The organism is Secundilactobacillus collinoides DSM 20515 = JCM 1123 (assembly GCF_001435975.1).
GTDB classification, from domain to species: Bacteria; Bacillota; Bacilli; order Lactobacillales; family Lactobacillaceae; genus Secundilactobacillus; species Secundilactobacillus collinoides.
The window spans coordinates 1-13,212 of record NZ_AYYR01000044.1 but is presented as its reverse complement, the minus strand read 5'-3'; the positions used below and the strand labels follow the sequence as shown (position 1 = coordinate 13,212).

The 13,212-nt window shown below is 46.1% G+C and carries 12 protein-coding genes; 3 read left to right on the top strand and 9 right to left on the bottom strand.

Features of this window, described 5'->3' with window-relative positions:
• Positions 1 to 21: 21 nt before the first annotated feature.
• Genes FC82_RS08210 through yjbM form a run of 3 tightly spaced genes read right to left on the bottom strand, consistent with a single transcriptional unit; the run spans position 22 to position 2,397 of the window.
• A complete protein-coding gene (locus tag FC82_RS08210) occupies positions 22 to 921 on the bottom strand; it encodes an RluA family pseudouridine synthase (RefSeq protein ID WP_056996707.1) in 900 nt (299 codons plus the stop codon).
• Entirely contained in the window at positions 914 to 1,717 is an 804-nt protein-coding gene (locus FC82_RS08205) for an NAD kinase (protein ID WP_056996706.1), read from the bottom strand. Before FC82_RS08205 ends, FC82_RS08210 begins: the two co-directional genes overlap by 8 nt.
• A complete protein-coding gene (gene yjbM, locus FC82_RS08200; protein ID WP_056996705.1) occupies positions 1,714 to 2,397 on the bottom strand; it encodes a GTP diphosphokinase in 684 nt (227 codons plus the stop codon). Before yjbM ends, FC82_RS08205 begins: the two co-directional genes overlap by 4 nt.
• 285 nt (positions 2,398 to 2,682) lie before the next feature.
• Between yjbM and FC82_RS08195 the strand changes: the two genes are divergently transcribed.
• Positions 2,683 to 3,321, top strand: a complete 639-nt coding sequence (locus FC82_RS08195; RefSeq protein WP_153020969.1) for a DsbA family protein — start codon at positions 2,683 to 2,685, stop codon at positions 3,319 to 3,321.
• 198 nt (positions 3,322 to 3,519) lie between these two features.
• Here FC82_RS08195 and pepF read toward each other — a convergent pair whose 3' ends face one another.
• The 5 genes from pepF to FC82_RS08170 form a co-directional block, all read right to left on the bottom strand.
• A complete protein-coding gene (gene pepF / locus FC82_RS08190) occupies positions 3,520 to 5,337 on the bottom strand; it encodes an oligoendopeptidase F (protein ID WP_056996703.1) in 1,818 nt (605 codons plus the stop codon).
• 72 nt (positions 5,338 to 5,409) lie between these two features.
• The gene (locus tag FC82_RS08185; RefSeq protein WP_056996702.1) at positions 5,410 to 6,480 is read right to left on the bottom strand and encodes a competence protein CoiA; all 1,071 of its coding nucleotides are present in this window, start codon (positions 6,478 to 6,480) and stop codon (positions 5,410 to 5,412) included.
• Positions 6,481 to 6,666: 186 nt separating this feature from the next.
• Entirely contained in the window at positions 6,667 to 7,395 is a 729-nt protein-coding gene (locus tag FC82_RS08180) for an adaptor protein MecA (RefSeq protein WP_054760122.1), read from the bottom strand.
• Between the two features lie 160 nt (positions 7,396 to 7,555).
• A complete protein-coding gene (gene spx, locus FC82_RS08175) occupies positions 7,556 to 7,960 on the bottom strand; it encodes a transcriptional regulator Spx (RefSeq protein ID WP_054760120.1) in 405 nt (134 codons plus the stop codon).
• A gap of 124 nt (positions 7,961 to 8,084) precedes the next feature.
• Complete coding sequence (locus FC82_RS08170; RefSeq protein WP_056996701.1) at positions 8,085 to 8,828, bottom strand: MBL fold metallo-hydrolase; 744 nt, start codon at positions 8,826 to 8,828, stop codon at positions 8,085 to 8,087.
• A 104-nt stretch (positions 8,829 to 8,932) separates the two neighbouring features.
• Here FC82_RS08170 and FC82_RS08165 point away from each other — a divergent pair, with 104 nt between their 5' ends.
• On the top strand, positions 8,933 to 9,433 hold the full coding sequence (locus FC82_RS08165) for a hypothetical protein (RefSeq protein ID WP_054760118.1): 501 nt from the start codon (positions 8,933 to 8,935) through the stop codon (positions 9,431 to 9,433).
• Between the two features lie 198 nt (positions 9,434 to 9,631).
• Here FC82_RS08165 and FC82_RS08160 read toward each other — a convergent pair whose 3' ends face one another.
• Complete coding sequence (locus FC82_RS08160) at positions 9,632 to 11,677, bottom strand: copper-translocating P-type ATPase (RefSeq protein WP_412778475.1); 2,046 nt, start codon at positions 11,675 to 11,677, stop codon at positions 9,632 to 9,634.
• A 134-nt stretch (positions 11,678 to 11,811) separates the two neighbouring features.
• Between FC82_RS08160 and FC82_RS08155 the strand changes: the two genes are divergently transcribed.
• The gene (locus FC82_RS08155; RefSeq protein ID WP_056996700.1) at positions 11,812 to 13,038 is read left to right on the top strand and encodes a DUF2075 domain-containing protein; all 1,227 of its coding nucleotides are present in this window, start codon (positions 11,812 to 11,814) and stop codon (positions 13,036 to 13,038) included.
• Positions 13,039 to 13,212 lie beyond the last annotated feature (174 nt).

Sequence of the window (13,212 nt, the reverse complement as noted above, 5' to 3'; positions counted from 1 at the left end):
CCAATTATTTAATTTTCATGATCACAATGCTGCTTCATGGGTAATTAAATCTGCGAGATCCTGTGGCAAGGGCGCGTAACAGGTCACCTGCTGTTGTACAAACGGATTATAGAAGCTGACTCGAGCACAGTGCAACGCCTGACGGTGAATCCACGGATTCGTCTGCTGTCCATATAAAAAATCCCCTAACAGCGGGTGTCCCAAACTGGTTAGGTGTACCCGAATCTGGTGTGTCCGGCCGGTGTGAAGCTGAACGCGCAATAAGCTTGCTTGTGGCATCCGCTTGATCTGCCAATATTCTGTCAGAGCCGGTCGACCATCAGAACGGACAGCGCGCTTGATAAACGAACCGGGTTCACGGCCAATCGGTGCATCAACTAGGCCATGATTTTCCGGCAGCTGACCCTTGATGACGCAGACATACGTTTTTTTGATTTGATGCTGTTTCAGCTGAGTATCCAAAACAGTGTGCGCAAAATGGTGCTTAGCAAAAAGAACCACGCCGCTGGTCTCTCGATCCAACCGCGTCACAATATGCGTGACCTGATTAGGTGCATGTGTGCGCACAAGATAGCCTTTGACCCGGTTAACCAGCGCATCATCCGGATACAGATGGGACGGCACCGAGGCCACTTTTGCTGGCTTGTTGACCACCAAGAAGTGCGCGTCTTCGTACAAGATATCGAGCGGTGTGGCCGATGCAACGATCCGGTCACTGCCGATTTCAGGCGGTAAGACGACCGTCAGTACATCACCAGCGGCCATCATGGTGTTCACGCGGCGTGCTTCGCTGTTAACCATGATCTGGCCGCCCTGAAACTTGATCTGTTTTAACAACGTACGGCTGATACCGTTTTGGCGCATAAAAGTCCGCACGTGAATTGGCGTCGTTTTCGTATATTGCCAGGAAAATTCAGTCATTCGGTTTGACCCCGATAAACGATTCTGAGACGCGTTGCCAAAACTGGGTATGCCGGTATTGTGCAAACGCGATCTTCTGTTTGGAAATACGGTACGTAATGGCTTTTACTTCTTGATTGCTGACCAACTCCGTATCGCAGGTCAGCAGCATTTCACCCTTTTCAACAGGTTCAACGCGCACCCATTCGCTCGGCGAAATAATTAATGGTGAGCCCAGCGTCCGGAACACGCGGTTGTTAATGGAAGCAATCTCTGACATTTGAATGGCTTCCAGTTCCGAGCTTAAAACAGCACCGCCAGCTGATTTATTGTAGGCAGTGGACCCAGTTGGCGTTGACACGCACAGGCCATCGCCACGAAAAAGTTCAAACAGTTTATCCTTAATATAAACATTGGCCTGCATGGTACCCATTGCCCGTTTTAGCGTTGACTCATTCAGTGCTAGCAACTTTTCATACGAGCCGTTTTGGTACTCAACGCCAATATCCAAAAGCGGATAAGTGACAGATTGTCCATTATCATTTGCCAGACTATCAATTAGCTGGTCCACTTCATAGTCGCGCCAATCGGTATAAAAGCCAAGATGACCAGTATGAATACCGACAAACCGAATATTGGCCAGCTGATCCTGATAGTGGTGAAACGCCATCAGCAGTGTGCCATCGCCGCCAACTGTGATAACGATATCCGGGTGAGCGTCATCAATGGTCAGTTTTTCGGCATTGGTCTTAGCCCGTAACGCATCCGCCACCTTTTTTGAAGCAGGCCCTTCATTACTAAAAATTGCTATTTTCAAGAGTTATCATCCTTTTCACGATCCGTTTGCTGAGATGACGTTTCGTTGTCCCCCTGATCCGGGCGCTTGCCATATGAAAACAAGTGTTGCGCCTCTTGAATCTCTTCACGAATTTCGGACATTTCAGTATCGAGTTTAAATGCGGCTTCCGCTGCGCGCTGTAACCGCGCGCTCAATTCTTCAGGGAAGGCGCCCTGATATTTATAATTCAATGAATGTTCGATAGTGGCCCAGAAATTCATCGCCAATGTTCTAACTTGAATTTCCGCTAAAATTTTTTTCTCCCCAGTCACCATCTGAACGGGATATTCAATAACAATGTGGTACGACCTGTACCCGCTCGGCTTTTCGTTATGGATATAATCACGTTCCTCAAGAATGGTCAGATCTGAGCGTTTCCGCAACAGACCCACAACCTGATAAATATCCTCAACAAACTGACACATAATCCGCAGGCCGGCAATGTCTTGCATGTCCTGTTCCAAACGTTCTTCAGTTACATGCCGCCGTGTCATTTTTTCCTGAATGCTGGCAACGGGTTTGACCCGGCCAGTCACAAATTCAATCGGAGGTCGTTGATTTTGATTCTGAAATTGTTTGCGAATACCCCTTAATTTTATCTTTAGTTCATCCACTGCCTGCGTATAAGGTAGTAGAAAATGATCCCAATTTTCAATCAACACGGTCACCTCGATAGTTTCAACTACTCGCTTGTTTAATAGTAAACAAACATAGTTTATATTTTAGCATAGATGTGTCAAACCTAAAATCAATAACGTCGCCTTAAACTTTAATTCAAATCACTTTACGAATCAATGATTTTATTGCATCATTATAGACATGAAAGCAAGCACAGGCGATTCATTATTTTTTGAAATGTTTAAAATAAAGCCCATTACTTGCAATTCCGTCAAAATGCTTTATCATTATTTTGAATCGATGGTCGTGTCAGGCCACGACCAAACATGGAGGAAATTAATGTGTTAGAAGTGTACTTATTTATAAACCCACTAGGGAGTCGATGTATGAAGTCTGAACAGTGTATTCTCAAGCTGGCTGACGAAATATTCGACCACATTTCTTACCAATTTATCCCGCTGCTCACGCCGCAAATGATTGACCAGCAATTGAAATGTGACCAGGAAGACGGCCACAATTTGAGCCTGAGAAACCGGGTCTTTCAACTGCACTATCAAGCCATTCTGGACTATAAGGCTGCCCTTTTTCAGGGTAAGAAACGGGGTCGTCAATTTTTGATGGCACTGCAGGATGCTTTGATTAATGACGATGAGCGTTACTGCGATGACTTGGTGATGAGCTTAGCGGATGATACGCACCTGGACGTGGATATGTTCGGTGAAGACCGGCGCTCAGATATTGCAAAGCGCGCTTTCCAAGCTGATCAGCGGCTGGCTTCAGAAATGAAAGTCGATGCCCCGTCAACAGCAATCTTGTATAACGCTGATGTTTCAGACTATGGCCTCATGTTAAACGATGTGACGGATCAGACGTTATTTGAAGTCTGCGAAAACCAAGGTTTGCTGGCAAATCAAGCCCTAGCGAAGCAAAAACAAGAAGACCACCCGACTTTTCATATTTTATAAACGTCGTCTAAGTACCCAAAGCACCAGACAAGCGATTGCAATAATGCAACCGTTTGTCTGGTGCTTTTTTGTCAATGACTGTGCCCAAATCAACTGCAATCCTGTAATCTGGGCATCACGCAGACCGCAATAAAACGTCACCATCGTTTCAGAGGACAAAAACCGCTCTGGAGATGATGACGTTTATTGATATGAGCATTATTTATTAAGTGTATTAATCAAGGCTTCAAATTGATCCAGCCGCTTTTCAAATTGATCAAATGCCTGGTCCAGATAAGCCGTTTGGGACATGTCAACGCCGGCCTTTTTCATGACTTCGATTGGATAATCGGAACTCCCTGACTTCAGATAAGTCAAATAGGCGTCACGTTTGCTCGTGTCACCGCTCAAAATTCGGTCAGCCAAGGTGTTAGCAGCTGCAAACCCGGTCGCGTACTGATAAACGTAGTAGTTGTAATAGAAGTGCGGGATTCGCGACCACTCATCCGCAATTTCAGGATCCGAAATAACCGCCTCACCATAGTAACGTTGGTTCAGTTTGAGGTAGTGGTCACTCAAATGATCCGCTGTCAGTGGATGACCGGCAGCGTCCTCTTCGTGAATGAACTGTTCAAACTCAGCAAACTGTGTCTGGCGGAACACGGTTCCCTTAAACCCATCCAGATAGTGATTCAGCACAAACGCCTGTACTTGCGGATCATCGTATGTTTTTAACAGATAATCCGTGAGCAGCGTTTCGTTGGTCGTAGAAGCAATTTCAGCAACAAAAATCGAATAGTCGCCGTACTGGTATGGCTGGTTATGACTGCTGTAGTAACTGTGCATGGTGTGTCCCATCTCGTGGACCAGCGTGTACAGGCTCTCGAGATTGTCCTGCCAGTTCAACAAGATGTAAGGCGCGGTGTCGTACATACCTGAAGAGTAGCCGCCGGAGCGCTTGCCCTGATTTTCAACAACGTCGATCCACCGCGAACTAAACGCTGTCTTCACGTTGCCCAAATAATCCGGTCCCATAACCGATAATGCCTTCACCGCCTCATCGCGTGCCTGCGCGTAAGTGTACGACAGTTTTGGTTCACCAGTGATTGGTGTATATAGGTCATACATGTGCAATTCAGACAGTCCCAAAATCTTCTTTCGCAGGGCAACGTAACGGTGCAGCAACGGCAAATGTGCATTTACCGCCTTAACCAGGGCATCGTAAACACTGACAGGAATGTGGTTGCCGCTCAACGCAGCCTGCCGCGCATCTGAATAATGGCGCACCTGAGCGTTAAAATTATGCGTTTTAACGTTGCCCGCCAGTGTTGAAGCCAACGTATGGCGAAATTGATGGTAAACCGCATAGAGCTGTTTAAAGGCCATTTGACGCACCTCTGGTTTGGTGGATTGAATCAACTGATCATAAACGCCTTGGGACAATTGAACTGCCTGTCCGTCATTATCTTCAACGACAGGAAATTCCAGGTCAGCATCGTTTAACACACCAAAGGTATTGCTGGCCGCTCCCAGTGCATCACCAGCTTGAGCTAACAGTTTTTCTTCGCTGGGTGCCAGCACATGTTCGCGTTGATCAGTAATCGTGTCAATGTAGTGCTTGTAATTTGCAAGCTCGGGATTTTCTGTAATCATTGCTGTTAATTTATCAGGATCGAGGGCCAATAATTCCGGGTCAAACCAAGCGATGGCACTTTCCAGCGTAGTAAAGAGTGTCTGAGTTCGCCCGCTCAACGCTTGATTTTCGGCATTGCCTGTATCTTCATCATGTTTTAAAGATGCGTACACATAGACCTTCTCGGCTCGTCGAATAACGGCTAATATGGCGGTAATTGCATGTAACAAGTTGTCGGCACCACCGGCTAGTGTGCCGCGTAATTGTTCAAGCTCAGGAATGGCATCCTGCACAGCCTTAAAATCACTCTCAAAGTCAGCTGTTGTTTGGTATATAGGTGTCAGATCCCAGGTTAATTCGGGATCGACTTCATCGCGTGTCGGTAATTGTTTTACATCTGCCAAAATAATTCCTCCTTAAATTCAGGTGTTAAGCCTACTTTAGCATAAAACAAGCCGCAGACGGTATGGAAACCATCAGGGATCAGTGATAAATTGTCGCGTCACCTGCCAGGTGTCATGGGTGAGCGGCTGCAGATAACCGGCCACCGTGAGTGTTTGGAGCCACGCCTCTAAAACCAGCTGCAGCTGATTGCGAACCACTCGCTGATTGCAGTTTGCAAATTGCCCCACCGGCACCAACTGGCCTAATTCAGCAACCATCTCCCAGACGTCCTGTAAGGAAAACACACTTTGCTGTCCCAAGTCCGAAATTAAGATCAGCAGGCAATATCGTAAAATAGCAATTGAGTCTCCAAACAGCGGTGGCACGATTGCGTGTTCAAAACAACAATTGGGAATCGTTTGTAATAGGCAATTGTGCATGTAACAAAAGTTTTGCCATTTCATATATTTATGTGTTCGAAAACGAAGCCCGTAGGTAATTTGCTGTCGAAGCTGCTTAATTTGCCAAACATCAAAACAAAGCGCCCGGGATTCGATAAACCGGCTTTCACCAGCGGCTGTCAATTGATAACGCTGATACCCGATCCGGCCCAATAGGTCTATTTTAAGCTGGCTCCAGAGTTCCATTCTGGCCGTTTGAGTATGCCAAAATAAGAGGTACCAACCCCATTTTCGGGACCAATTGGCAAATAACGCAACTTGAGACTGCGACTTCATGTGCTGAAAATAGTAATCACCCAATACCCAGACCGGCGTGACATTTAATTTTTGGTAACCGGCGTTTCTGGCTGCCAATTTAGATGGTGATAGCGGTGAACACTGAAATTCAATCGCAACGCGTTTGCCGGGCTGTATTAATAACAGGTCAGGCCGTTGTTGAATGTCTGATAAATAGGGTTCCAACCGCACCTCATCATGCTTAAAAAAGCGGGCCAATTGCCACTTCCCGGTTAAATGCTGCTGACTTTCTGATTCAGTGGTCACGTTGCATCGATTGCCTGGTTGATGGGCGAAATGCGCCACGACCCGTTGGCCTTTGCGAAGGGTGACTGCGTGCCGACACCCCGGACAATAATAATGAGTTGCCCGCGATGCATCGGTCGCTAGTATGAGCTGATGTTGGTGATCCAGAGCCGTAAGCATTTTTTCATCCTCCCCTTTGCTCAGTAACTACGCTCAGAAAAACCGGAATGGTCCTTTTTTGACCAGAAAGTCGCACTCACCACATACAAATACAAAAAACAACGCTGGCTGACAAAGAACATAAAAAAACACCACATCTTCCGCTAAAGAAGACGTGGTGTTTCAGCTGCTTATTAACACGCGATATTAATTGTTAAAATACCGCCGTGTGAGCTCTAACGCTGTCTGATCCATGATTTTTTTTGCATGTTCATCTAATACATCCGCAGTGATCGTGGTTTGCTCAGCATATTCATAAGCAACAGCCAATTCATCCTTAATACTTTCCGGTGATTGTTCGTTGATCCGAAAAGCAAATTCAAGATAATAGCTGTCTTGGTAGTGATACAGGCTTGACTTAACATCGGTCAAATTCAAAACATTTGCGATGGCAATCAAGTCGTCAAACGCGTGCAGTTTGAGTACAACCGTGTGCAGCGGTGAGCCACCTGGCTTGCCAGTTGTCTGATCAGTTGACCCATTGTCAGTCTGATCATCATCCGCTACGCCCTGGTCATCATCCGTCTGCATGAGTTGCCGTTTAAGAAAATCAGGCACCTCTTCTTGTTTGATTGATTGAATCTGGGGTGTATCATCATCGTCATCGGTTTGGTCTGGATCCGCTTGGTCATCAGAAGCGTTACTCTTGCTGATAAACAATTCAAGGCCGTTTCGATTTGGTAATACTTGAAAAGTTACGGCATCAGTTTCTTGAAATTGATGATCAACATCGACCTCTTCCAAAATGCTATAGAAGAAGTTTTCTATTTGCTTGTGGTTACCAAGCAGATCAAGGACGGTAATTCCCCGTTGGGTTAAATCGTCATTACCGATCAAAACACGAATTGTATTTTCGTTAATTCTTTCCATTTCCATGACCCAACACCTCTTTCTGCCGGTACCTTATCTTGCTAATTACAATTTTAAAGGATTTTACGCGTTTGTAAAGTACCTGAGTGTTATTTCACATGATTTTATAAAATCCCCATAGTAAGTGCAAGTATATCAAGCGATTGGCCCCACGTCAAGGAAGACGTCACAGTAAATTAGCACGTTTTTTGGCCCGTTCCAATTCCACCGTTCTTACGTGACGCGGCAAGAATCGTCGAATTTCGTCGTCGTTGTAGCCGACCTGCAATCTCTTCTCATCAAAAAGAATTGGTCGACGCAACAACCCTGGGTATTCCGTAATTAATTGAATGAGACTGCTCACTGACATCTTATCGATATCAAGGTTCAATTTTTTGTAGTCCTTCGACCGCTTCGAAATGATTTCTTCAGTTCCATTTTCGGTCAAGCTCAGGATCCACTTGAGTTGGCGAACACTAGGCGCCTGCACAAAAATATTCTGTTCAGTAAAGGGAATGTCATTGTCCTGCAGCCATCTTTTGGCTTTTCGGCAGGAAGTACAACTAGGTGAAGTAAATAATGTAACCGTCATAGCACTAGCCTCCAAACTTGTCGGTGTCGTCTGTGATTACCTCTACCCACAGTATAACGAAGACTGACGGCTTTTAAAACCATGTTCACTAAAAGGTCAAACTAATCTCGGTTTTTCGTCACAATTACTTCACAGAATAGGTTTGCCGAAGCTGGGCGTGACTGACCTGCACGCCTGAACCGGCCGCAGCTTGTGCCTGGGCAACAAGCTGATCAAGGTCGCCCCATTGTGGCAGGTGAGTCAGTACGAGTTTTTTAGCGTTGGCGTCATGGGCGACCTGCCCCGATTCGCCAGCCGTTAAATGCCATTTTTTACCAGTCTTGTCATCGTAGAAATTCGTGTCCGTCAATAACAGATCAGCGTCGTGCGCAAAGGGTGCTAATTCGGGAAAATATGCCGTGTCGGCCGTGAAAACAAGGACCTCACCCGTGGCTGTTTCGGTGATTCGCATTGCGTATGCAGGCACTGGGTGGTGGGTCTCCAAAAATGAAATCGTGAGCGGTCCGATCGTCAAAGTATCATCCGCAGTATATCCGCGACCAACGCTGGCATGCGGCCAGGTCAGGCTGCCAAAATTCAACGGGTCCGCTGTTGGCCCATAAATCGGCAAAACGTCTTGATTCGGCCGTTCCTCATGCAGTTGCCAGTAGTACTGCAGCACCCCGAGATCGGCCAGATGGTCGTGATGGTAATGTGAAATGATCACACCGTCAAGTGTCAGCGGATCAAGCAGCTCTTGTAAACTCAAAAGTGCCCCACTGCCGCAATCAAGCAGTAATTTATACTTTTCCGCCTCGATTAAATAACTACTAGTACCGACGCCATTAGCCGGGTAACCCCCGTAATACCCAATCACTGTCAGTTTCATAAGTTAAAAACTTCCTTTCAAATAAGAATAAATAAGTTGTTTACGTTTTCATTTAGTGCACATCACTTGTATAATGAATGTGATGAAGTAAAGGAGGAATGACTATGATTACTCAACTCAGTATCACTTTTGGCAGCAAAGACGTTCTAGAAAAGGTTCGTGCTAAGAACCCAGACCGGCCAATGCTGCTACTGGAAGCCAATACAGCTGGTGACCAGCTGGCTTTGTTAGACGTTTCTGGTCAAGAATCAGTGTTTACCTCACCCGTCCATTATGACATTAAACTTCATCGGGGAACAACTGATTGGGGCAGGTTTGTTAATTTCATGTATTTTGACAACTTGTCGCCAGATGATCAAAAAGTCTTTAACTCAAAAGCCAACCACTTTGTCACTACTGACGAAATGCCTGAAGGCTTGCACGCCATCTACTTTATGAAAGAGGCACTGAATCGGTCCAACAATATCATTTTAACCGTTTGGGATTCCAGTGAAGACTTCGCAGTATGGAAACGAGATGAGCGCTTCAAGCCGTTCGCCTACTTCCAGCGCCCATTGAACAACTATCATGAAGCAAGTTATCAGGGTGCCGAACAAGACGCTTAGTATGTGCGTTGTTGCGACCTTTTTCTGATAATCAAGCGAGGACAGCAAAGCTAGTCATTTGGTGTTTGCTGGTTTGGGTCTGTACCAGATGCGCATTCTCACCAACGCTTCAACACAAAGTACCTGCAATTATTTGACGCAATCTAAAAACACGTTTCAGCGGTTGGGTTTCCAACCAGCTGAAACGCGTTTTTGTAATTATACCCGTCTGATTGTCAAAGCATTTAACGCAACAATTACTGTGCTCAAAGACATCAATACCGCACCGACCATTGGTGACAGAATAAACCCGATTGGCGCTAAAATACCAGCTGCCAACGGAATTGCAACAATGTTATACCCGGCACCCCACCAAATGTTTTGCGTCATCTTACGAGTCATGGTTTTAGCGAGAACAATCAGTTTCACAATATCGTAAGGATTCGAGTTGACTAGAACCACATCAGCTGAGTCAATGGCCACGTCTGTTCCGGAGCCGATTGCCACGCCGATATCCGCCCGAGCAAGACTTGGGGCGTCATTGACACCATCACCGACAAATAAGACCCCGCCGTGTTTTTGATACCCGGTCACAAGCCGATCCTTGTCCTCCGGCATCAATTCTGCCTGAACATCATCGATACCTAGCGCCGCGGCCACAGCCTGTGCTGCCTGACGATTATCCCCAGTCAGCATGACGGGTGTCAGGCCGTCATGTTTAAGCTGCTGAATCATGGCTGGTGCTTCCGACTTAATCTGATCACCCTGTGCAACCAGTCCAAGCACCTGCTCATTTCCAACAAGGTAACTCAGCGTATCGCCACGCTTGCCAGAATGACCTGACGGCACTGTCAGATTATGTTTGGCCACATAGGTGGGTGAAACAATCTGATAGTGGTGACCGTCTAAGTCCCCCATCAAGCCAATACCAGTCTGTTGCCGCACATTTGCAGCAGTCGCCACTTGCAGAGAAGCTGCCTTTGCTGCACTAATAATGCCGGTTGCGAGCGGGTGCGTCGACTGTCCCTCAAGGGCTGCCATCGTTCCTAGAATATCGTTTTCGCTAAACTGATCCGTAAACGATTGAACAGCATTTACACTAAATTTTCCAGCCGTCAGTGTCCCGGTCTTGTCCATCAACACAAATCTGACACGATTGATCTGTTCCAGCGCAGACCGGTTTGCAATCAGTAACCCATTAGTCGCGGCTAACGAAGTCACACGTGCGACGACTAGGGGAATCGCCAACCCCAGTGCATGCGGACAGGCAATCACAAAGACCGTCACAGCGATGGACAGTGCCGCCGCTAAACTATTTGTCATCAACCAGATTACAAACGACCCAACGCCGACGATGAGTGCGGCATAAAAGAGATAACCAGCCACTTTGTCTGCCATTGTCTCAGTTTGTGATTTGTTATCCTGCGCCGATTGCACCAGTGTCATCACTTTGGACAGATATCCGGTATCGCCCGTACCAGTGATTACGATAGTAACGGTACCAGTTCCGTTAATGGTGCCCCCAATCAGCGTGTCGGTTGGTTGTTTAGCCACCGCTTTAGCCTCTCCAGTAACCATCGCCTCATCGACGCTTGTGGCGCCTTCAAGAACAGTCCCATCAGCTGGAATCTTTTCACCAGCTCTAATTTGAACATGTTGGCCTAATTGCAAATTTCCCACCTTCACGTCTTGCACTGTCCCGTCTTCAACAACAAGGTGTGCGGTGTCGGGCAGCAATTTGGCTAACTTATCAACAGCAGACCCCGCATTCATCACGGCGCCCATTTCGATCCAATGCCCCAACAGCATGATGTCGATCAATGTCGCAAGTTCCCAGAAAAAGTCAGTTACAGTTGGTGTAACGACAAAGACATCGTTTGCAATAACCGCATAGATACTATAAACATACGCCACAGATATCCCCATCGTAATCAGCGTCATCATGGCCGGTTGATGCGTCTTCAGTTCCTCACGCGCGCCAGAAAAGAATGGCTGCCCACCGTAAACGAAAATGAAACTGCCAATCAATGCAACCAGCCAATCAGAGCCAGAAAAAGTCATTTGAAACGGAAGCGTCATGCCCATCATTGGTGAAAAAAGCACGATAGGTATCGTCAAAATTAATGAGATCCAAAATTTTCGCCGCAGACTGGCGGTATCCATCATCATGTGCGCCCCACCAGGCATGGACATCTTATCATGATTCATCCGCGCCATGTCTGCCATATCGTGCATCGTCTCATGTTGTTCACCACTCATTTTCATGATTCAGGCCTCCTTGTGTCATTTGCTGTCTACATATGTAAACTCTACGTCTATAGGTTACAATTGTAGACAATATTTGTCAATTAATTGTATTGCGGTACACTAGTGATATTCAATGAAAAGGAGGGTTGCAATTGGCCAATCAAGCAAATGAAAAATTAGCACCGTTAAAACAGCTCACCGCTGAACAACAGATGCTCGTCTCAGAGGCTGAAACCTTTGTGCAAAATCATTTTTTGGACAAGCGCCCCAGTGTTTTTGTCATCTCTGGCGAAGCTGGGACCGGTAAAAGTGTCGTTTTGAGTCAGCTTTACTATGATCTTCAATCCGCAGCGAAATCTCCAGAAGGCCGACTATCCGGCAGCACGAACTATTTCATCGTCAATCACCCGGAGTTATTAAAGGTCTATCGTAACATTGCGGGGCGTCTGCCGAATGAGTATAAAAAGAATTTTCAGCGACCCACAACCCTCATTAATCAGTGCCGTAAAAATGGTACCGGATTTGATGTGGGAATCATTGATGAAGCGCATCTTTTGCTCTCGCAGCCTGATCATTACAATAATTTTTACGGTGATAATCAATTAGTAGACTTATTGAAACTGTGCCGAGTGTTAATTATCGTTTTTGACGCGCATCAAGTATTGCGTCTCAAAACGTACTGGACAGAAACGCGATTAAAACAAGTATTAGCCCCTTATTCCCAACAGTGGGTCACTTTGCATGCGCAGTTTCGAATGCATGCGGACAATGCGCTCATTGATTGGATAAACACCCTGACAACTTCAGGTCGACTTGATTCAATTACGCCTTCATTTTCAAATCATTACGATTTTCGGGTCTTCAATGATGCTGAAAAGATGCATCAACAGATTGTGGCGAGAAATAATGAAGTTGGCCTTTCGCGGATTCTATCCACTACGGGTTACCCTTCCATATTAGACGGCGGTAATCACTACATCGTTGAGGGCAACTTTAGTCTCCCATGGGATCAATACAACTATACCGCCACGCCATGGGCGGAGCTTCCCGAATCCATTAACGAAGTTGGGTCTATCTACACTTGTCAGGGCTTTGATTTAAACTACACCGGCATAATACTTGGTCCCCCCGTACACCTCGCTCCAGATGGTGAACATATTATGATTGATACCACTAAAATTACGGACCCAGAGGCCTTTAAAAAACGGCCTGATATGCAAGCAGAAAAGGACATTCACGAAGCAAAAATGACGTTGATGCTAAACGCAATCAACGTCATTATGAAACGTGGTGTTAAGGGACTTTATTTGTATGCGCATGATGTTCGGTTACGGAATCGCTTATTTCAGGCTTATAAGCTTGGTGGTCAACAGCAGTGAACTATGCAGCTATAACTACCGGGTTTCTGTGGACACCACCGACTTATAGTATGCTCAACAAACTCAGTCAGACAATCGCAACATTGATAACATCATTTTTGAGGCTCAAGCCGATTGGTTTGGCTCTTTGTCAACTGGTATTGGTGGAGAGTTTTGAAACGCATTTGACCTTAT

Excerpts from the sequence above, each read along its gene's own strand:
- FC82_RS08180 (WP_054760122.1), bottom strand. The coding sequence starts at position 7,395 with ATGGAAATGGAAAGAATTAACGAAAATACAATTCGTGTTTTGATCGGT.
- spx (WP_054760120.1), bottom strand. The coding sequence starts at position 7,960 with ATGACGGTTACATTATTTACTTCACCTAGTTGTACTTCCTGCCGAAAA.
- FC82_RS08185 (WP_056996702.1), bottom strand. The coding sequence starts at position 6,480 with ATGCTTACGGCTCTGGATCACCAACATCAGCTCATACTAGCGACCGAT.
- FC82_RS08170 (WP_056996701.1), bottom strand. The coding sequence starts at position 8,828 with ATGAAACTGACAGTGATTGGGTATTACGGGGGTTACCCGGCTAATGGC.
- FC82_RS08160 (WP_412778475.1), bottom strand. The coding sequence starts at position 11,677 with ATGAAAATGAGTGGTGAACAACATGAGACGATGCACGATATGGCAGAC.
- FC82_RS08210 (WP_056996707.1), bottom strand. The coding sequence starts at position 921 with ATGACTGAATTTTCCTGGCAATATACGAAAACGACGCCAATTCACGTG.
- FC82_RS08195 (WP_153020969.1), top strand. The coding sequence starts at position 2,683 with ATGGAGGAAATTAATGTGTTAGAAGTGTACTTATTTATAAACCCACTA.
- FC82_RS08165 (WP_054760118.1), top strand. The coding sequence starts at position 8,933 with ATGATTACTCAACTCAGTATCACTTTTGGCAGCAAAGACGTTCTAGAA.